General features: G+C 72.9%; 20 protein-coding genes. 11 read left to right on the forward strand and 9 right to left on the reverse strand.

Going from position 1 to position 19,414, the window contains the following annotated elements; translation table 11 throughout:
• Window positions 1-44: 44 nt before the first annotated feature.
• Window positions 45-590 carry a hypothetical protein gene (locus tag ACQP1S_RS05720; RefSeq protein ID WP_432903794.1) on the forward strand — a complete coding sequence of 182 codons (546 nt, stop codon included), beginning with the start codon at window positions 45-47 and terminating at the stop codon, window positions 588-590.
• Between the two features lie 37 nt (window positions 591-627).
• Here ACQP1S_RS05720 and ACQP1S_RS05725 read toward each other — a convergent pair whose 3' ends face one another.
• Complete coding sequence (locus ACQP1S_RS05725; RefSeq protein ID WP_091251547.1) at window positions 628-1,407, reverse strand: D-Ala-D-Ala carboxypeptidase family metallohydrolase; 780 nt, start codon at window positions 1,405-1,407, stop codon at window positions 628-630.
• Window positions 1,408-1,719: 312 nt separating this feature from the next.
• Between ACQP1S_RS05725 and ACQP1S_RS05730 the strand changes: the two genes are divergently transcribed.
• Both ACQP1S_RS05730 and ACQP1S_RS05735 read left to right on the forward strand, forming a co-directional pair.
• Window positions 1,720-2,361 (forward strand): DUF6642 family protein, encoded by a 642-nt coding sequence (locus tag ACQP1S_RS05730; protein WP_091251693.1) that lies wholly within the window; start codon window positions 1,720-1,722, stop codon window positions 2,359-2,361.
• A 43-nt stretch (window positions 2,362-2,404) separates the two neighbouring features.
• A complete protein-coding gene (locus ACQP1S_RS05735) occupies window positions 2,405-2,869 on the forward strand; it encodes a PPOX class F420-dependent oxidoreductase (protein ID WP_432903797.1) in 465 nt (154 codons plus the stop codon).
• Window positions 2,870-2,924: 55 nt separating this feature from the next.
• Here ACQP1S_RS05735 and ACQP1S_RS05740 read toward each other — a convergent pair whose 3' ends face one another.
• Window positions 2,925-4,157, reverse strand: coding sequence for a serine hydrolase domain-containing protein (locus ACQP1S_RS05740; protein WP_432903800.1), 1,233 nt, complete (start codon window positions 4,155-4,157; stop codon window positions 2,925-2,927).
• Between the two features lie 78 nt (window positions 4,158-4,235).
• On the opposite strand from ACQP1S_RS05740, the gene ACQP1S_RS05745 reads away from it, so the two are divergent.
• From ACQP1S_RS05745 to ACQP1S_RS05755, 3 genes are all read left to right on the forward strand, one after another.
• Window positions 4,236-4,829 carry a pentapeptide repeat-containing protein gene (locus ACQP1S_RS05745; RefSeq protein WP_432903802.1) on the forward strand — a complete coding sequence of 198 codons (594 nt, stop codon included), beginning with the start codon at window positions 4,236-4,238 and terminating at the stop codon, window positions 4,827-4,829.
• 221 nt (window positions 4,830-5,050) lie between these two features.
• A complete protein-coding gene (locus tag ACQP1S_RS05750) occupies window positions 5,051-5,944 on the forward strand; it encodes a hypothetical protein (protein WP_432903805.1) in 894 nt (297 codons plus the stop codon).
• Between the two features lie 76 nt (window positions 5,945-6,020).
• The gene (locus tag ACQP1S_RS05755; RefSeq protein ID WP_091251699.1) at window positions 6,021-6,458 is read left to right on the forward strand and encodes a nitroreductase family deazaflavin-dependent oxidoreductase; all 438 of its coding nucleotides are present in this window, start codon (window positions 6,021-6,023) and stop codon (window positions 6,456-6,458) included.
• Window positions 6,459-6,472: 14 nt separating this feature from the next.
• Here the strand turns inward: ACQP1S_RS05755 and dacB are convergent, their stop codons facing one another.
• Window positions 6,473-8,056, reverse strand: a complete 1,584-nt coding sequence (dacB, locus tag ACQP1S_RS05760; RefSeq protein WP_432903807.1) for a D-alanyl-D-alanine carboxypeptidase/D-alanyl-D-alanine endopeptidase — start codon at window positions 8,054-8,056, stop codon at window positions 6,473-6,475.
• 99 nt (window positions 8,057-8,155) lie between these two features.
• Window positions 8,156-8,881, reverse strand: coding sequence for an MIP/aquaporin family protein (locus tag ACQP1S_RS05765; RefSeq protein WP_432903810.1), 726 nt, complete (start codon window positions 8,879-8,881; stop codon window positions 8,156-8,158).
• A 237-nt stretch (window positions 8,882-9,118) separates the two neighbouring features.
• Here ACQP1S_RS05765 and ACQP1S_RS05770 point away from each other — a divergent pair, with 237 nt between their 5' ends.
• Complete coding sequence (locus tag ACQP1S_RS05770; RefSeq protein ID WP_091251560.1) at window positions 9,119-9,400, forward strand: HesB/IscA family protein; 282 nt, start codon at window positions 9,119-9,121, stop codon at window positions 9,398-9,400.
• Window positions 9,401-9,405: 5 nt separating this feature from the next.
• Here ACQP1S_RS05770 and ACQP1S_RS05775 read toward each other — a convergent pair whose 3' ends face one another.
• On the reverse strand, window positions 9,406-10,476 hold the full coding sequence (locus tag ACQP1S_RS05775; RefSeq protein WP_432903813.1) for a beta family protein: 1,071 nt from the start codon (window positions 10,474-10,476) through the stop codon (window positions 9,406-9,408).
• A gap of 226 nt (window positions 10,477-10,702) precedes the next feature.
• Here ACQP1S_RS05775 and ACQP1S_RS05780 point away from each other — a divergent pair, with 226 nt between their 5' ends.
• Complete coding sequence (locus tag ACQP1S_RS05780; protein ID WP_432903815.1) at window positions 10,703-12,073, forward strand: cellulose binding domain-containing protein; 1,371 nt, start codon at window positions 10,703-10,705, stop codon at window positions 12,071-12,073.
• Between the two features lie 96 nt (window positions 12,074-12,169).
• On the opposite strand, the gene ACQP1S_RS05785 is transcribed toward ACQP1S_RS05780, so the two are convergent.
• Window positions 12,170-12,865 carry a response regulator transcription factor gene (locus ACQP1S_RS05785; protein WP_432903818.1) on the reverse strand — a complete coding sequence of 232 codons (696 nt, stop codon included), beginning with the start codon at window positions 12,863-12,865 and terminating at the stop codon, window positions 12,170-12,172.
• Window positions 12,866-13,190: 325 nt separating this feature from the next.
• Between ACQP1S_RS05785 and ACQP1S_RS05790 the strand changes: the two genes are divergently transcribed.
• Complete coding sequence (locus ACQP1S_RS05790; protein ID WP_091251564.1) at window positions 13,191-13,583, forward strand: cupin domain-containing protein; 393 nt, start codon at window positions 13,191-13,193, stop codon at window positions 13,581-13,583.
• 183 nt (window positions 13,584-13,766) lie between these two features.
• On the opposite strand, the gene ACQP1S_RS05795 is transcribed toward ACQP1S_RS05790, so the two are convergent.
• Window positions 13,767-14,954, reverse strand: a complete 1,188-nt coding sequence (locus tag ACQP1S_RS05795; protein WP_432903821.1) for a threonine synthase — start codon at window positions 14,952-14,954, stop codon at window positions 13,767-13,769.
• A gap of 116 nt (window positions 14,955-15,070) precedes the next feature.
• Between ACQP1S_RS05795 and ACQP1S_RS05800 the strand changes: the two genes are divergently transcribed.
• Window positions 15,071-15,853, forward strand: a complete 783-nt coding sequence (locus ACQP1S_RS05800; protein ID WP_091251569.1) for an aldo/keto reductase — start codon at window positions 15,071-15,073, stop codon at window positions 15,851-15,853.
• A gap of 150 nt (window positions 15,854-16,003) precedes the next feature.
• On the opposite strand, the gene ACQP1S_RS05805 is transcribed toward ACQP1S_RS05800, so the two are convergent.
• Together ACQP1S_RS05805 and ACQP1S_RS05810 are read right to left on the reverse strand one after the other, a co-directional pair.
• Complete coding sequence (locus ACQP1S_RS05805) at window positions 16,004-17,131, reverse strand: GH12 family glycosyl hydrolase domain-containing protein (RefSeq protein ID WP_432903824.1); 1,128 nt, start codon at window positions 17,129-17,131, stop codon at window positions 16,004-16,006.
• 156 nt (window positions 17,132-17,287) lie between these two features.
• Window positions 17,288-18,067: an IclR family transcriptional regulator gene (locus tag ACQP1S_RS05810; RefSeq protein WP_091251573.1), complete on the reverse strand. Its 780-nt coding sequence runs from the start codon at window positions 18,065-18,067 to the stop codon at window positions 17,288-17,290.
• A gap of 194 nt (window positions 18,068-18,261) precedes the next feature.
• Here ACQP1S_RS05810 and ACQP1S_RS05815 point away from each other — a divergent pair, with 194 nt between their 5' ends.
• Window positions 18,262-19,368: an FAD-dependent monooxygenase gene (locus ACQP1S_RS05815; RefSeq protein ID WP_432903827.1), complete on the forward strand. Its 1,107-nt coding sequence runs from the start codon at window positions 18,262-18,264 to the stop codon at window positions 19,366-19,368.
• Window positions 19,369-19,414: the final 46 nt, after the last annotated feature.

The raw sequence follows: 19,414 nt of genomic DNA on the forward strand, positions 1-19,414 counted from the left end.
CGGCGATTCAGCCGCAACTGCTGCCGAACTGCGGGAGGCCTGCCGTGCGAGTTGGTGAGCAGTCGACGGACCCCATCGATCAGGTTCTGGGTGAGGTGCCGGTGCCCGCCTCGTTGACACCCGAGGACGTCCGGCTCGCGGTGCGGGCGGTGGTGGTGCACGCCGCCGAGGAATGGCCCAACGGGCCGCTGTGCCGCAACGACGGTGCGTCCTACCCGTGCCGGTTGCACCGCTGGGGACGGCGGGTGCTGGAGAACCACGGATTGAACGAGCGTCAGATCGACGCGCTGATCCGGCACGGAAACCCGTTCGTGCACGTGCCCTTCCCGTTTACGTACACCACGCCCCGGCCCGGCACGGCCCCGGCGCGGACCGCCCCGGCGGCCGGCTACCCGGCCCGTGACCAGGTCGGCCGACCCGGCACACCCGGGGCGCGGCCCACCACTTCGGGGCTGCGGCCCGGGGTGCGCTCCGGCGTGCCGGGACGGCCGGTGGCGCCCCCGCCACCGCGCCGCGCTGGCCCCGGGCGAGCTGAGCGGGCAGGCCCGTCCGGCGCCCCTGGTGCCCCGACGCCGGCCCGGCCCCGATGATCCCGTGGGGCCGGACCGGCGTCGGCCAGTGTGCCGGTCAGCGGCTGACGCCGCAGTCGGGAGCCGCCCAGCTGGTGCGGTTCGTCGACGTGTCGCGGTTGTTCTCCCGCCGGGAGTCCACGTGGACGTGGTCGTCGTGGCCGGCGTACCCGGGACCGTAGATGCCGCTGAACCCGTGGTCGCGGGAGGCGCGGGCGATCTCGCAGAGTGACCTGCTGCCCGAGGTCAGGTCGGCGGCGTTGCCGTAGAGGTGCTGGCTGTCCGACGCCCCGCCGACCTGCTTGTTGCAGTTGGAGTCGCGGAAGCCGCTGGTGACGTTGAGCGGCTTGTCGCCCAGGCCGCGCCGCAGCGCCTCCAGTTTCCACATGGTGCGCACGGCGGTGGCCTTGGTGTCGGTGGCGGAGACCGGACCGCCGCTCCACCCGCCCTCGCCACAGCCGTCGTCCAGTTCGCGGTAGCTGAAGTGGGCCGGCGTGCAGTCGTTGTCCTGCAGCTGGTAGAGCTTGGTGAAGGTCTGCCGGCCGGCGACGCCGTCGCTGCGCAGCCCGTACGCGGTCTGGAAGCGCTTGACCGCGGCGGTGGTCTCGGGGCCGAAGTCCCCGTCGATCCGGACGATTCCCCCGCGGCCCGCCCAACCGGCGACCCGGATCTGCAACTGGCGGACGTCATCGCCGGAGCGCCCCTGGTAGAGGTCGCGTTTCCAGGTGTAGCAGCCGTCGGCGTGGGCCGCTGGCGCGGCGACCACCGTGGCGATCGCGGCTCCCGGCAGAGCCAGGGCGAACGCGACGAGTGCCCGCTTCACAGTGTTCTGGCGCACAGAAGTCCTCCCGATTGGCAGTGATTGGGGTGGTGAACAGGGCATCGCCCGGGACGTCCTGCGACTTCCACCCTGACAGCTGGCCGGCTGATTCGCGGTGATAAAGGGGAATTGTCCTCACAGTTGGTGATAGCTGGGTGTCACCTGTGAATTGCGGTGAATTGCAATTCGGTCAGGTCGTGCCGGCGCGGGACGGATTTCCCCATAGCGGCGGAGTATCCCGAAACGGATCAGTCGGGCATCCAGGGTGATGTGGGTTCGTGACCGGGACCCGGTAACGTCGTCCGCGCCGGCGAGGTCGGGGAGGTGCAGGTGGCGCGGGGCGGGGTCTTCTGTGTCGAGGGGCAGTGGCACCGTGACCTCAACGAACGCGGGTCCGTGCTGCCCACCCTCGACCTGCTCGAACGGCTCGGCCGCATCCGCTACATCCACAAGGACGCCGCCACCCGCGACGAGCTGTTCTACTTCCTCGACCGCTGGCTGCTCAAGCAGTACGCCGACCACCGGGTCGGCTTCTTCGCCATGCACGGCGAGCCCAGCCGGCTCTGCCTCACCGACTGGGACTCCGTCGAGCTGGCCGACGTCGCCGAGCGGATGGCCGGCCGGGCCGAGGGCCGGCGGCTCTACTTCGGCAGCTGCTCGGTGCTGCGCGCCTCCGACGCCACGCTGCGCGACTTCCTCGACGTCACCGGCGCGGCCCTGATCTGCGGTTTCACCCGCGAGGTCGACTGGGTCGAGTCGGCCGCCTTCGAGACGGTGCTGCTCGACGTGCTCGCCAACGGCCAGCGGCACAACGCCGCCGAGCTGCGGATGGGCTCGGCGCACTGGGCGCCGCTCGCGGCGTACCTCGGGTTCCGGGTGATCTACGCCAACGGCCGCGCCTGGCGGCCCACGGCCCGGCCCCGGGTCCCCGCCCAGCCCGCGCCGGGCCGGGTCGGCGGCCGGTCCGGTTGACGCCCGCCGAGTCGCCGGCCGACGGGCCTGGTAGAACCGGGGGATGGCACGCAGCATCGCAACCACCACCCGGGTCGACCGGGACGCCCTGATCGAGTTCGTCCGTCCCCGGCACCGGGTGCTGCTGATGACCACCCGGGCCGACGGCCGTCCGCAGTCCTCCCCGGTCGCCTGCGGGGTCGACGCCGCCGGGCGGTTGATGATCTCCACCTATCCGGAACGGGCCAAGGCCGCCAACATCCGCCGTGACCCCCGGGTCTCCGCCTGCGTGCTCTCCGACGACTGGGACGGCCCGTGGGTGCAGGTCGACGGGGTGGCCGAGGTGCTCGACCTGCCCGACGCGCTGGAGCCGCTGGTGGACTACTTCCGCAGCATCTCCGGGGAACACCCGGACTGGGACGAGTACCGGGCGGCCATGGTGGCGCAGGGCAAGTCGCTGATCAGGATCACCGTCGAGAGCTGGGGCCCGATCGCCACCGGCGGTTTTCCGGCCCGGCTCGCCGACTGACCCGGCCGGCACCGCCGCTGCCGGCCGGGGCGGTGCCGCCGCCGGCAGGCCCGGCTCAGCCGACCAGGGCCGCGTAGACGAGCTGGCGGAGCTGGGAGCGCAGCGGGTAGGTGCTCGACGGCATCAGCTGGGTGAACAGCAGCGCGGTGATCTCCTCGGCCGGGTCGACCCAGAACGCGGTGCTGGCCAACCCACCCCAGTAGTATTCGCCGACGCTGCTCGGCACCTTGGCCGGCACCGGGTCCTGCACCACGGCGAAGCCCAGCCCGAAGCCGATGCCGTCCAGCACCGTCTCGGCGAACCCCTGCGGCTGCAACGACGCCAGGTCGCCGCCGCCGGGCAGGTGGTTGCGGGTCATGTAGCGCACCGTCCGGGGCCCGAGCAGTCGTACGCCGTCCAGCTCGCCGCCGCGCAGCAGCAGCTGGGTGAACCGGTGGTAGTCGGCGGCCGTGGAGACCAACCCGCCCCCGCCGGACAGGCACTGCGGCGGGGCCAGCGCGGCGGCACCGAGCTGATCGGCGCGGACCGCCCGACCGGTGCCGGGGTGCGGGGTGTAGAGGGCGGCGAGCCGCTTGGCATCCGCCTGGTCGACCCAGAACCCGGTGTCGGTCATGCCCAGCGGGGCGAGGATGCGGGTGGTGAGGAAATCGGCCAGGCTCTGCCCGGAGAGCACCTCGACGAGCCGGCCGAGCACGTCGGTGGAGACGCCGTAGTTCCAACCCGTGCCGGGCTGGAACAGCAGCGGCAGCTTCGCCATCCCGGCACTGGCCCCGGCCAGGTCCAGCCCCGGCGGGACGCCGAGGTCGTAGCCGGCGGCCCGGTAGAGCGCGTCGACCACCGAGGTCTGCGCGAACCCGTAGGTCAGCCCGGCGGTGTGGGTGAGCAGGTGCCAGACCCGGATCGGCTCGACCGCCGGCACGGTGTACGCCTTGAGCGCCGAGCCCTTGTCGAAGACCCGGACGTCGGCGAACTCCGGCAGCCAGCGGCTGATCGGGTCGGTCAGCTCGAACCGGCCCTCCTCCCACAGCATCATCGCCGCGACCGAGGTGATCGGCTTGGTCATCGAGTAGATCCGCCAGATGGTGTCCGGCTCGACCGGGGTGCCCGCCTCCAGGTCGCGCAGCCCGTGGACCGAGGAGTGCGCGACCTCGCCGCGCCGGGTGACCACGATCTGCCAGCCGGCCAGCCGCCCGTCGTCGACGTACCGGCCGAAGTGGTCGTCGATCCGGGCCAGCCGGCCCGGGTCGAAGCCGATGCGGTCCGGGTCGGTGCTGCGTGCCACGTTCACGTCACCGAACGTACTAGCCGGTGCGCGCCGGGCGGTAGGTGCGCCGACGGTGTCGGTGCTCGCACCTATGGTGGAGCGATGCCGCAGGCCGCCGAGGACGAGACGTTCCGCCACACCGACTGGTACGCCGAGGAGTTGGTCGACCGGCACTTCGTCCGCTGCGTCTTCTCCGACGTCGACCTGACCGAAGCGGTCAGCCGGGGCGCCTCGTTCACCGAGTGCTCCTTCGGCGGGGTGTCGTTCAACTCCTCCCGGCACACCGACTCGGCCTTCGTCCGCTGCGTGTTCCGCCGGTGCAACCTGTTCGAGGCCGAGTTCACCGGCTGCAAGCTGGTCGGCAGCACGTTCGACCAGTGCGAGCTGCGTCCGTTGCGGGTGTCGGGTGGGGACTGGTCGTTCGTCGCGCTACCCGGGGCCGACCTGCGCGGCGCGCAGCTCAGCGACGTACGGATGCGTGAGGCCGATCTGACCGGGGCGAATCTGACCGGCGCGACCCTGGCCCGGGTGGACCTGTCGGCCGCCCAACTGCACGCGGTGCGGTTCACCGGGGCCGATCTGCGGGGCAGCGACCTCACCGCGCTGGACCCGACGGCGGTCGAGCGGGCCGGCGCGGTGATCGACCCGGAGCAGGCGATGGTGCTCGTCCAGTCGTTGGGTTTCGAGATCCGCTGACGACCACCTATTATTGATCTCCGCGCCATCGTGAGGTTGAGCTGGGCTTTCATGATTGGCAGGTAACTTTCCATCGCTCGCACTTGGTAACAAACTGGAAACGCCCACCCGCTGGCATATGGCGCATCCCGGCCCTGGAATGACAACGTGAGAACGCTCACGGCGCGACCGCACCCCCTCCCCGACCGGTCGCGGGCGTCGGGCTGGGGAGTGGGACACACGTGAACGACCAAGAAACCTGGCGGATCGGGCCGGGCCCGACGACGCGTATCGCGCAGCGTCGGGAGGCCCGACGTCGGCAACGTCGCCGCTGGGCGATCGAGGCGGTGGCCGGCCTGGCCTGCCTCGCGGTGCTGGTGACCTATCTGGGTCCGGATTCGGACCCGCCGGAGTCCGACCTGGTGCTGCCGGCCGGCGCGCCGACCCCGGCCGGATACCCGACCGGGGCGGCGGGGGTGGGCGTTTCGGCCGAGGCCGGGGTCGTCACGCCCGGGTTGCAGCCCCGGGAACGCACCCCGCCACCGAGCGAGCCACCGACGCCGACCGCCACCCCGGTGGCGTCCCCGGCCGCGCCGACGCTGAGCGTCTCCCGGGCCGACGTGCCCGCCGAGGTGGACCTGACCGCGCTGGGCACCCGGGACTGGGTGCACTGGGGGCTCAACCGGCCGGAGACCCTGGTCCGCAAGGGCGGCGGCAGCGGCGAGATCCGGGACGAGGGCGGTCGGGGCGCACGCGACCGGTACGACACCAACCCCGAGCTGTTCGGCTGGCGCGACGGCGCTCCGGTGCCGGCCGTCTCCGCCACCGGCACCGGCGTGTTCGTCTGCGGTGTCGGTAACGGGTTCGCGCTGGCCGTGGCGGGTGACGGGGAACCGCGAACGGTGCACCTCTTCGCCGGGGTCTGGATGGCCCAGGGGCGGCTGGACGCGCGGCTGTCCACCGGCGGGGCGACCCGCACGCTGCGGCTGGAGGACCCGCACACCACCCACACCGCCCAGTTCGTCATCCGGTACCAGGCGCCCCGGGGTGCGAAGCTGCTGATCCGCTGGACCGTCGAGAAGACCTTCAACAGCAGCTGCGGCAACGTGAACCTCCAGGCGGCAGCGGTGCGTTGAGTCGTTAGCCCTCCTTTGGGCTTTATGTCGGGATAGCGTGGCCGGGTCGATGCCCACGAGCTACCCGGAGGCCCAGATGTCGACCGACGAGCAGGTGCTGGACAGCCCCGAGGGCTGGGTCGCCGATCACATCCGGCGGTACGTCGCGACCGGCGGCGTCGAGGGGCACGAGTGGCAGCCGGGCGTCTTCACGCTGCTGCTGACCACCCGGGGCCGGCGCAGTGGCAAGTTGCGCCGCACCGCGCTCATCTACGGCCGGGACGGCGACGACTACCTGGTCGTCGCCTCCCAGGGCGGTGCGCCCCAGCACCCCTCCTGGTATCTCAACCTGCGCGACGAACCCGAGGCGCAGGTGCAGGTCGGTGCGGAGGCGTTCACCGTCCGGGCGCGTACCGCCGAGCCGGCGGAGCGGGCCCGGATGTGGCCGACGATGACCGCCATCTGGCCGGCCTACAACGAGTACCAGAGCAAGACCGACCGGGAGATCCCGGTGGTGGTGTTGCAGCGGCGCTGACCCATCGGGCGCGCTCAGCAGACGATCGGCTTGACCCAGGAACACTCCCGGCCCTCGGGCACCCGTGGTGACTCCGGGGCCACCGGCGGCGTCGCGCGCGTCGACCTGCCGTCCGCCTCCCGGTAGGAGGCCAGCGCGATGGCGATCTGGTCCTCCAACGCCTTGACCGACGAGGTGAGGTAGTTGTTGAACACCACCGAGAAGGCCAGCACCCGCCCGTCGCCGTCGGTGGCGTAGCCGGACAGGGCGGACACCCCCGCCAGGCTGCCGGACTTGGCGTGCACGTTGTCCGCCGCCGCCGTGCCGCGCATCCGGCTGCGCAGGGTGCCACCGACGAGGCGCTCGGCGTTTCCGGCGATCGGCAGCGCCGCGTACCAGGTGTCGAACCAGGGTTCCCGGCGGACGGCGGAGAGCAGGGCGACGAACTCGTCGGCCGGGATCAGGTTGCGCCGGGACAACCCGGAGCCGTCGAGTTGGCGCAGGGTGCCGGTGTCCATTCCGGTGTCGGCGACGTACTCGCTGATCGCGGTCAACCCCGCCGGCCAACTGCCGGAACCGGAGATGACCCGGCCGATCTCCTTGGTCAGCACCTCGGCGTGCCCGTTGTTGGACAACTTGAGAAAGGGCACCAGCAACTCGGCCAGGGCCATCGAGTCGTGCCGGGCCACCGGCGTGGCGTCCGCCGGGGTGGCCCGGCCGGGCACGGTCCGACCGAGCACCCGGACCCCGTGCCGGCGCAGCGCGTCCCGGAAGACGGCGGCGGCGTAGCCGGTGGGTTCCCAGACGGTCATCCAGTCGCTGGTCGCCGCCGCGCCGACCGCGATCCGGCCGGTGACCACGATGGTGTTGCCGCCGTGCGTCCGCTCGAACGACAGCGTCGTCTCGCCGTCGGCGACCGTCTCGGCCCGGTTGTCGATCCGCAGGTAACCGTTGGGCGGGCTCAGGGTCACCACCGGCTTCGCCCCGGCCGCGCCCGCCGGGGCGGCCCGCACGATGACGGTGCCCGCGTCGTAGTCGGTGTCCGGCGCCACGGTCAGCGCGGAGACCTGCGCGGCGTAGTAGTAGGACTCGTCGTCCCAGGCCCACTCCGCACCGAGCCGGGCGGCGTCGTAGCGGGTGTCGTCGGCGACCAGGTGCCCGGTCACCATCCGTACCCCGTCGGCGGCGACCCGGGCGGCCAGCGCGTCGTAGTCGGCGGCCAGCATCGTCGGGTCGCCGCCGCCCCGCAGGTAGAGGTTGCCGGCGACGAGCCCGGCCCGACGCCGGCCGTCGGTGAGCACGTCGGTGCTGAACCGGTGCCCGGGGCCGAGCAGCGCCAGGGCTGCCGTCGACGTCAGCAGCTTGGTGTTGGAGGCGGGCACCAGTTGGCGGTCGCCGTTGCGGTCGTAGAGGGTCCGGCCGGTGGCCGTGTCCACCACGACCACCCCGGCCTGCGCCCCGGCGAGCCGGGGGTCGGCGAGGACGGCGTCGATGGTGGCGTGCAGCCGGGTGGCCGCCGGGCCGGGTGACTCGGCGGTGGCCGGAAGCGCACCGGCGGCGGCCACGGTGGCGACCAGTGCCACCAGCGCCAGCGTCCGGGGAAAGAGACGACGATGCATGCGCTGACGCTGTCACGAAGATTTCCGTCAAGCAAGCCGCGACACCGTAGATTTTCTTCCCAGGGTGATGGTCCCGGGCCGGTGGTCCGCCGGTGGCGGTCAGGTCGGGTCCGGCGCAGCCGGATCGGGCGCGTCGGGCTCGGCGCGGAAGTGCCGGCTCGGCTCCACCAGCAGCGGGGCGGCCAGTGCGGCCAGCGCCCCGCCGAGCAGCGGGAAGACGATGAACACCCACAGTTGCCGCAGCGCCGCACCGCCTTCGAACACGGCCGGGCCGAACGACCGGGCCGGATTGATCGAGGTGCCGTCCAGGGTGATCCCCACCAGCAGCACCGCCACCAAGGTCAGGCCGATCGCCAGGCCGGCGAAGCCGGCGTGCTCGACCCGACTCGTCACCACCAGCACCACCAGCACGAACAGGAACGTCAGGACGACCTCCAGCACCGCCGTGCCTCCCCGGTTGATGTGCACCCCGTAGCCGTTGGTGCCCAACGCCCCGGTCTGGTCCGCCACTCCTCCCCAGCGCACCAGCCCCCAGATGACGAAGCTGGCCACCGTGGCCCCCACGAACTGCGCGATCCAGTACGCGACCGCGCCGACCACGGAGATCTTGCCGGAGAGCAGCACCCCCATCGTCACCGCGGGATTGAGGTGCGCGCCGGAGAGCGGGCCGATCGCGTACACCAGCCCCACCAGGACGAACCCGAAGGCCAGCGCCACGACCACCACTCCGCCCTGCATCTGGGCGAAGACTGCGGTGCCCACTCCGACGAAGACCAGCAGCAGGGTGCCGAGCAGTTCGGCGGCGTACCTTCTGGCAGCGTCCATGCGCTCAGGGTAGGAAGGATCAGGGCGCTGAGGAGCGGAAACGGGGATGTTCGGCGGGGGCCTTCGACAGACCCCGCTCTATTTGACGAACCCCCGGGCAGCGGGCACGGTGGGTGGGAGGGCCGCGCGAAGGCGCCCCGAATCACCCGGCGGGCACCGGCCCGCCGCAGGGAGCGCGCAACTGTCGTCGCGCGACGTCCGATCCCGAACATCCCGAAGATGCCGAGGAGTCCCGCCATGCTCACCATGACCGACAACGCCGTGCTCGTGATCCGTGACCTCACGGCCCAGCAGGACGTCGCCCAGGACGGCGGGCTGCGGATCGCCGCCGACACCGAGGCCGGCGCGCTGACCATCGAACTGGTGCCCGTGCCGGCGCAGGGCGATCAGGTCGTCGACACCGAGGGGGCCCGCATCTTCCTCGACCCCGATGCCGCCGAACTGCTCAACGACACCTCCGTGGACGCCTCCGTCGACGACGAGGGCGTGGTCCAGTTCGGCTTCACCGAGCAGGAGTGACCCGATCAGCGGGCCCGCCAGTGCTCTCCGCCGCGATGCGGCCTGGTGAACCCGTCCCGGTCCTCGGCGCTCGTCGGCGGGGCCCGACGACGCCCGTCGACCGGACCGGTCAACTCCGTCAGCACGTGCGCCAGATGGTGCGAGGTGCTCCACGCCGTCCAGTTGGCCGGTGAGCCGGCCCCGGTCGCCCGGCGGGCCCGCCGCAGCAACTCGTGGTCACCCCAGGAGAAGCTCGCCCCGGCGGGCGGCCAGTGTGCGGCGGTGACCAGAGTGCGGCACAGGTCGGCGAACCGCTCGTCGCCCCGGCCACCCCGCCGCGACCAGCGGTAGATCCACCACCCGTCCTCGGTGGTGTACCGCACCGTGGGCAGCCGGTCGCCCGGCTCCACGTCGCCCGGCGGGGCGGCGACCACCCCGTAGTCGCCGTACCCCACGCCCAGGTCGGCCAGCCGACGCCAGAACAGCAGGTCCCAGCGGTCCACCCGGACCGGTTCGTCGGTGCGCAGCCGGGACAGCGACGGCGGCATCCCGCCGGCAGCCACGGTCACCGTGCGCCAGGCGTGCCGGCAGGCCCAGTCCACCATCCACCGCACCCGGGGCTCGGCGGCCCGAAGGTCGGCGAGGCAGCACACGTCACCGGCGTCGACCAGCAGGTCGCACTGCTCCGGGACCAGCCCGGTCCGCCGCCACACCCGCTCCACCGCCGTCGTGGCGGCATCCGGGCCGGCCCGGTCCCGGCCGACCCGCAACCGCACCACCGCACCCCGGGCGTACGCGCGACAGGCCGCGCCGTGCGCCGCCAACCGCCGGTCGCCGCACGCCAACCCGACCACCGGGAGCACCGGTACGTCCCACCGGGCCAGCTCGCCACCCGGCCCTTCGGGCAGCGCGCAGACATCGACGGCCGGCACCAACCCGGCGGGCAGCCGGCGCAGCAGCTCGGGCAGGCCGGTGTCGGTCGTGGACACGTCGAGGAGCGGGGCGACCAGGGGAGCCGAGGCGCTGTCCAGATGACCCAGCGCCTCCAGCTCACCCCGTCTGCTGGTGAGGATGGGTCGGTAGACGGGTTCCGCCACCCGACCCCCGGGGGCGGGCACCATACCTCAATCTACCGGGCCGACCGCCCCCGTCACAGGGGTTGCCCGGTAATCGTGGTGACGGATCGGCGTCGTACCCGGGCCCTCCACATCGGGCATTGACAGTGGTCGGTGCCGGTGATGGCATGGGTGGGCGGCACGCCGGGCGTGGAAGGGCATCCGAACACCATGTCCCCGCTCCATCCTGCCCGGAAGGCGTACCCCCATGACATCGTCGCGTCACCGTGCCGGCCTGCTCGCGGCGTTGACCGCCGCCGCGCTGCTGCTGGCCGTCCCGCTGCCCGCCCGGGCGCTCGCGGTGCCCGAGCCGACCACCCCGGTCACCGGCAACGCCACCCACTTCGACGGCCTCGGCGCCCCGTACGGCGGCTGCGGCCTGCCCCAGTCGGAGCTGGACTCGCCGGACTTCGTCGCGCTCAACGCCTACGACCTGCCCGGTGACTACTCGTCGTACCCGATCCGGCCGATTCCGGCCAGCCAGGCGGCGAAGATCGGCCTGTGGAACAACGGCCTGAACTGTGGTCGCTTCGTCCGGGTCACCGTCGGCGACTACTGCACCGGCGTCAACGACGGCGCACCCGGGCAGCCGTTCTGCCGCAACGGCTCGTGGACCACGGACGCCTACAACGGGGCGACGTTGACCATGGTGGTGGCGGACAGTTGCGGCGACGGCAACGCCTGGTGCCGCGACGATCCCTACCACCTGGACCTCTCCACCGCCTCGCTCAACCGGTTCGTCCGGAACGGGACGCCGGTGGGGGACATGAACCCCACCCACTGGAACAACCGGCACGTCTCCTGGTCGTTCGTGCCCGCGCCGAACTACTCCGGTGACATCCGGATCGGCTTCATGAAGGGCGCCCAGCGGTACTGGCCGGCGATCGCCGTCTCGCACCTGGCCAACGGCATCCACGGGGTGGAGTACCTGGCCGGTGGGGTGTGGACGGCCGCCACCATGAACAGCGACATGGGACAGTCGTACGTGATCGGGGCGACCGCCTCCGGCGGCACCGACTTCCAGATCCGGGTCCGCGACGCGGCCGGCACGCTGGTCAACAACGGTCGGGTCTACCGCTTCGCGCTGCCCGCCTCCTGCGGCGGAACGTGCGCGGCGGCGTACACCCCGGCCGACTACACCACCTCGGACGGGCCCACCCCGACCCCCACTCCCACCGCCACCCCGACCGCGACCCCCACCCCGACCGCGACCCCCACTCCCACCGCGACGCCGACGGCCACCCCGACCGCGACCCCCACCGGGACGCCGGCGCCGGTGACCGGTTGCTCGGCCGGCTACCGGGTGACCGGCTCCTGGTCGGGTGGTTTCCAGGCCGAGGTGACGGTCCGCAACATCGGCGGTGCCGCCAGCACCGGCTGGAGCACCGCGCTCACCTTCGCGGGCACCCAGCAGATCGCCTCGTCCTGGAGCGCCACGGTCAGCCAGTCCGGCCGGCAGGTCACCGCGACCAACGCCAACTACAACGGGAACCTGAGCCCCGGCGCGACCACCACCTGGGGGCTCGTCGTCACCGGCGACAACCAACCCCCGACGGTGCTGACCTGCGCCGCCCGCTGACCCACGGCCGAGCCGGTGCCCGACCCCGGTGCACCGGTGCGGTCGTCGCCCCGCCCGGGGGACGTGCCGAAGGGGCGACCGGCAGAGCCGGCCGTCTCACCCGTCCGTCCCGGGCGGGGCGAGCCGTACCCCGACCCCTCGGACGGTGTGCAGGTAACGCGGCTGCTGGGCGCTCTCCCCGAGCTTGCGGCGCAGCCAGGACAGGTGCACGTCGACGGTCTTGTCCGCCCCGCCGTAGGGAATCCGCCAGACCTCGGTGAGCAGCTCCCGTTTGGTCACCACCGCGCCGGGCCGGCCAGCGAGGTGGTGCAGCAGGTCGAACTCGCGCGGGGTCAGCTCCACCGGCACGTCGTCCAGGGTGACCTGACGGGCGCGCGGGTCGATGCGCAGCCCGCCGACCACCAGCGCGGCTTCCTCGTCGGGCCGGTCGGGGCCGCCCCGGCGCAGCACGGCCCGCACCCGGGCGTCGAGCTGGACGGCGGTGAACGGCTTGACCACGTAGTCGTCCGCCCCGGCGTCGAGCAGCCGGACGATCTCCCGCTCGTCGTCGCGGGCGGTGGCCACGATCACCGGTACGGCGCTGACCGCGCGCAACATCCGCAGCAGCTCGCCGCCGTCCAGGTCGGGCAGGCCGAGGTCGAGCACGACGAGGTCGGGTCGGTCGTCGAGGGTGTGCCGTAGCCCCTCCATCGCGGTCGACGCGGCGGCCACCGCGTGCCCCCGGTCGCGCAGCGCCCGGACCAGCGGGGTGCGGATGGTCAGGTCGTCCTCGACGAGCAGCAGTCGGGCCACCCCAGCAGGCTAGCCCCGGCCGGCAGCCGGGCCGGCGGCCGGGCGCACGACGGCCGGCGTACGGAGTTTCCACAGCTCGGCAGGCAGATACGGGCGCACGGCGCCGTACGGCCCATCGGCCGTCCGTCGCCGCGCTCCGACCGTCTCCCACCACCGCAGCCATCCGGCGGTACGCCAGCGGGGACCTGGTTCGACCGGTGCGATCGCTGCGCCGGTCGAAGTGCTCGTTGCCCGATTCGGCGACCGGCAAACCTTCCCAGGGTGGGGAATTCCATCATCTGCACAGCCCGGCGTGATTCGTTGCCGTTGCGGGTATGGGCGGGACATGGAGCATTTCACGATCGCGACGGTCGCCCAGAAGAGCCCGGACTTCCGCCGGGTGCTCTGGACCGGCGAGAAGACCCAGTTGGTGATCATGACCATCCCGCCGGGCGGTGAGATCGGCGAGGAGGTCCACGACGGGATCGACCAGATCCTGACCTTCGTCAGCGGCACCGGCGAGGCCCGGGTCGGCGGGGAGACCCGGGAGGTCGCCCAGGGTGACCTGGTGGTGGTGCCGGCCGGGACGAAGCACAACTTCGTCAACACCGGGCCCAACCCGCTGGTCCTCTACACCGTGTACGGCCCGCCGGAGCACGCCGACCAGGTGGTGCACCGGACCAAGGAGGAGGCCGACGCGGCGGAGGCCGCCGGTGAGGACGAGCCGCCGACCTCCTGACCCGGCCCCGCCGAGGACCGTCGCAGGGCCCCGACCCGCGCCGATGCGCGCCGGGGCCCTGCGCGTGCCGGGTTCCCGCACATTCCTGGGGCGCCGCGCGGGCCGGGTTCCTGCGCGGGCCGGTCCCCTCCGCCACCGAGGGGACCGGCGGGACAGGGGACGCCGGCCGGCCTCGGCCCGAGGTCAGCGCACGGGTACGCCGGAGACGTCCACCGTCTCCGGGTACTTCAGCCCCGAGCCCGTGTTCAGCACCACCACCCGCTCGTCGGCCCGGATCCAGCCACCGGCCCGCAGGTGCCGGGCGGCGGTCAGGCAGGCCGCCCCCTCCGGGCAGAGCAGCAGCCCCTCCCGGGCGGCGAAGTCCCGCAGGTCGGCGAGGATCTCCGCATCGTCGACGGCGACCGCCGTGCCGCTGCTCTCCCGCAGCGCGGTCAGGATCAGCTCGTCGCCCAGCGGGGCCGGCACGGTGATCCCGAACGCCACCGTGTGCGCCTCGACCCAGGGCCGGGCCCGGTCCTCACCGGCGGCGAACGCCCGGACGATCGGCGCGCAGCCGGTGGACTGCACGGCCACCAACCGGGGCAGCTTGTCGCCCACCCAGCCCAGCTCGCGCAGCTCGTGCAGGGCCTTGTGGATGCCGATCAGGCCGACCCCGCCACCGGTCGGGTAGATGATCACGTCGGGCACCTGCCAGCCGAGCTGCTCGACGATCTCGTACCCCATCGTCTTCTTGCCCTCCAACCGGTACGGCTCGCGCAGTGTGCCGGCGTCGAAGATCGCCCCGTCCGCGTCGGCCACCAGCTCGGCCACCCAGCGTCCGGCGTCGCCGATCAACCCGTCCACCAGGCGCAGGTCGGCCCCGGCGGCCACGCACTCCCGGCGGCAGATGGCCGGGGCGTCCAGCGGCATCACGATGGTCGCCGCCATCCCGGCCCGTGCCGCGTACGTCGCCCAGGCCGCTCCGGCGTTGCCGTTGGTGGGCATGGCCAACCGCTGTACGCCCAGCTCCCGGGCCCGGCTCACCCCGACGGCCGCTCCGCGGGCCTTGAACGACCCGGTCGGGGTGAGCCCCTCGTCCTTGACGATCAGGTCGTCGATGCCGATCTCGTGGCCGTACGCGGGGGCGCGCAACAGCGGCGTCCACCCCTCGCCCAGCGTGGTGACGTGCCGCTCGTCGGCCACCGGCAGCAGCTCCCGGTAGCGCCACAGGTCGGCCGGGCGTAACCCGAACCGCTCCGGGGTCACCGTGGCGGCCACCGCGGCCAGGTCGTAGCGGGCCAGCAGCGGTGAGCCGCACGTGCAGAGGTTGGTGAGCCGGCCGGGGTCGTCCTCCCGGCCGCAGCGGGGACACTCCAGGTGGGTCAGGTACACGATGCTCCTCGCCGTCGGCCCGGGTCGATGCGCGGCACACCGGCATTCTCCGGCAATCCGTCCCGGTTCGCCGGGTGCCCGGCATGTCCGGTGCGATGTCGGGTAGAACGTTGGGCATGGACCTCGACCAACCCACCGTCCTGCTCCCCGGCGACGTACGGATGCCGCTGCTCGGTTTCGGCACCTGGCAGGCCACCGGCGAGGCCGGCTACGACGCCGTGCTGTCCGCGTTGGACGCCGGCTACCGGCACATCGACACCGCCACCATGTACGGCAACGAGGAGGAGGTGGGTCGGGCGGTCAGGGAGAGCGGACTGCGCCGGGAGGACGTCTTCATCACCACCAAGCTGCCGCCGGACCGGGTCGGCCGGGAACGCGAGACGATCGAGGCGAGCCTGCGGGCGCTGGGCACCGACCACGTCGACCTCTGGCTGATCCACTGGCCGCCGTCGTCGCCGGCGGACAGCATCCCGGTCTGGCGCGAGCTGCTGGCCGCCCGGGACGAGAACCTGACCCGGGCGGTGGGGGTGAGCAACTACGCCACCGCCCAGCTCGACGAGCTGATCCAGGCCACCGAGGAGAACCCGGCGGTCAACCAGATCCGGTGGAGCCCGTCGCTGTACGACCGGCAGCGGCACGCCGAGCACCGGGACCGGGGGATCGTGCTGGAGGGCTACAGCCCGTTCAAGGCCAGCGACCTGGCCGATCCGGTGTTGACCCGGATCGCCGCCGCGCACGACGTCTCCCCGGCGCAGGTGGTGCTGCGGTGGCACATCGACCACGAGACCGTGGTGATCCCGAAGTCGGTCACCCCGGAACGCATCCGGGCCAACGCCGCCATCTGGGACTTCTCCCTGACCGCCGAGGAGATGCGCGACATCGACGCGCTGGGCGGCTGAGCGGTCGCCAGGGAGGCCGGCCTGGTCACCCGCGGGCGTCGGGCCGACCCGTGCGACGCCCGCGGTTCCGACCTGGCGGCGTGGGCCGCAGGGGCGCGGGGGGCGTGACCTGTCGGTCACGCCCCCCGCGTGGTGGTGGGTGGTGTGGGGTCAGGCGCGGGCGCAGGCGACGCCGTTGAGCGAGAAGCTGGTCGGCGCCGAGTACGTCCCGTTGAGCGAGCCCTGGTAGCCGAAGGTCGCGCTGCCACCGGGGGAGAGGGTGCCGTTGTGGCTGGTGTTGCGGGCGGTCACCGTGGACCCGCTCTGCGTCACGCTGGCGTTCCAGGAGCTGGTGACCTGCTGCCCGCTGGGCAGGTTGTAGGTCAGGGTCCAACCGTTGATGGCGCTGGAACCCCGGTTGGTGACGGTCACGTCGGCGGTGAAGCCGTTGTTCCACGAGTTCGACGTGTACTTCACCGCGCAGCCGCCGCCGTTGCCCGGGGGCGTGGTCGGCGGGGCGGTGGTGGGCGGCGGGTTGCCACCGGTGTTGACGGTCTGGGAGAAGTTGGTGACGGCCAGCCCGGCGCCGCCCTGCCACGGCTCGAAGCCGGCCTGGATGCTGGTCAGGTACCAGTCGTTGGTGATCGCCCCACGGTTGCGGGTGTCGGCGATGAAGTCCAGCACGTTGAAGCTCATGCCCTGGATCGCCGACGGCGCGACGTACGAGATGACGTTGTTGCCGCCGTTGTTGCCGCGCCACACCTGCCAGCTGCGGCCCGCGATGTTCGCGTTGCCCACCGGCGAGCCGATCGGCTGGATGCTGCCCTGCCGGTTGAACCAGATCATGATCTCCATCGCGTTGACCCCGTCCCGCTTGGGCGACGGGTCGAGCCAGATGTCGTAGGCGGCGTCGTAGATCGCGCCGCCCACGTAGTTGAAGGAGATGCTGCCCGGGGCGCTGCTGATCGACTTGACCTGGGCCGGGAGGTTGGTCCCCGGCGAGCAGTTGGTGTAGTGGCAGCCGACGAAGATCGACGGGTACGACACGGGTGCGCCGTTGGTCGGCGCGGAGCCCTGCTGGCTGGTGATGTTGAAGCCGCTGCCGGTGACGTTGATGCACTGCTGGGCGGTGGTGCCCCAACGGTTGTTCTGGACCACGTACCGGCCGCCGATGACGGTCGAGCCGTACTGCTCGCAGATCTGGGTGTCGGCGGAGGCGGTGCCGCCGAAGGCGACGGCGACGATCGAACCGACGGCCAGGAGGCCGGCGGCGGCGAGGGCCCGCAATGGACGCTTCATGATGCTCCTTGGCTGCGGCGCGGGGGCGCCGGACCTTGTCTCGGATGTGACCGGGAGCGCTCCCATGGTCCTGAACACATTTACATACTTGAAACTATGGCGCAACTGAACCGGTTAAGTTGACAACTATTCACGTCCCTGTACGGGAACCTCGTCCTACCGATGGGGCGCGAGCAGGGCGCGGGCGGTCCGCGCCTGGGCCGCCGCCTCCCGCAACACCGCCGCCAGCCGGGTCCGTGCCTCCGGTCCCAGCCGGTCCACCGGTGCGGCCACCGCGATCGCGTCCACCGCCGCCTCCTGTAGTGGCACGGCCACCGCCACCGCCGCCAGCCCCGGGCTGCACTCCTCCCACTCCTCGGCCCAGCCGCGCCGCCGGACGGCGGCCAGCTCCGCGCGCAGCGCCTCCGGAGTGGTGACCGTCCGACCGGTGACCGCCGGCAGCGGCCACTGGAGCAGCCGGTCGACCTCCTCGTCGGTCCGGGCGGCGAGCAGTGCCTTGCCGGCCGCGGTGGCGTGCGCGGGCAGCCGCCGCCCCACCGCGCAGACCGGCCGGACGATGTGCGCCGAGTCCCGCCGGGCCAGGAGCACCACCGAACCGCGGTCGAGGCGGTAGAGCTGCACCGTCTCGCCGGAGCACTCGGCCAGCCGGTCCAGGGTCACGTCGTAGAGGGCGGCGGCGTCCGCGCCGGCGAGGAACGCCGCGCCGACCTCCAGCGCCCGCAACCCCACTGAGAACCGGGTGCCGGTCGGGTCGGCGGCCACCCACTCGCGGTCCAGCAGGGTCCGCAGGATGGCGTGCAGGCTGCTCTTCGGGATGCCCAGCGCCCGGCTCAGCTCCACCGGCGAGCGGGGGCCGGCGGGGGCGGCCAGCGCCTCCAGCACGTCCAGTGCCCGACCCGCCGACTTGACCGAGCGGTATGACTCGTCCGTCGTCACGCCGTCACTCTAGTGAGACGAGCGACATTCAGCCCATGGGTATTCTTCGATCGAACGGCGTTCAGCTGGCGGAACAACTTTCTGTCCAATCCGGAGTGGTTCGGTGGGGCTCACCGACTCTGGTGTGCGCCGATCGCGCGGAGTAGTGTCTTGCCTTCACCGCGTACCGATCCCCTCCGGAGGCGTACACCACCATGCGTGGCTCCCCCCTGCGCATCCTCGTCGTCGGCGCGGGCATCGCCGGTCTGGCCGTCGCCCGGGCCCTGCGGTTGGCCGGCTTCCGGCCGGACGTCACCGAGAGACTCCCGCCCAACGAACTCACCGACACCGGCCTCTACCTGCCCGGCAACGCCGCCCGCGCGCTGCGTCGACTGGACCTCGACGGCCCGGTCCGCCCCCTCGGGCAGGTGATCCACCGCCAGCGCTTCCTCGACGCCGCGGGCGACCCGCTCTGCGAGGTGGACCTCGACGCGCTCTGGGCCGAGGTGGGCGAGTGCCGGGCGCTGCCCCGCCGCGACCTCTACCAGGTGCTGCTCAGCGGGGCCGGGGGCGCGGTCCGGCACGGCGCCGAGGTGAGCGCCGTCGAGCTGCTGCCCGACGGGGTCGCGGTCACCTTCACCGACGGCACCGGCGGCGAGTACGACCTGGTGATCGGCGCGGACGGCCCCCGCTCGGCGGTGCGCGCCCTGGCCGCGCTCGGCGGCCCGCCCCGGCCCGCGGGTCAGGTGGTCTACCGGGGCGTGGTGCGCGACGGCCCGGACGTCGCCGACTGGACGGCGCTGCTCGGCCGCCGGGCCGGGTTCCTGGTGGTGCCGCTCGGTGCCGGCCGGCTGTACTGCTACGCCGACGAGGCCGGCACCGTCGCGCCGGCCGACCCGGTCGCCCGGCTGCACGAACTCTTCGGCGACTACGGCGGGCCGGTCCCCGCGGTGCTGGCCGCCTGGCACGACGTCCAGGTCGGGCTCACCGACGAGGTCGAGCTGGGCCGCTGGCACCGGGGGCGGGTGCTGCTGGTCGGCGACGCCGCGCACGCCACCGCGCCGACCCTGTCCCAGGGGATAGCGATGGCACTGGAGGACGCGGTGGTGCTCGCCGAGTCGCTGCGGGCCGCCGGCAGCGTCGAGGCGGCCCTGGTGGCGTACGAGAGCCGCCGCCGCCCGCGTACCCGATGGGTGCGCGACCGGACCCGGGACCGCAACCGCACCCGCGACGTGCCGCCGGCGCTGCGCGACCCGTTGCTGCGTGGGCGGGGCGGGCGGATCTTCGGTGAGCACTACCGGCTCCTGGTCGGCCCGCTGTAGGCGCGACGGTCGGCCGGACATGGTGCCAGAGCACCCCGAGCGGTGC

This window comes from Micromonospora matsumotoense (assembly GCF_050951065.1).
GTDB classification, from domain to species: Bacteria; Actinomycetota; Actinomycetes; order Mycobacteriales; family Micromonosporaceae; genus Micromonospora; species Micromonospora matsumotoensis.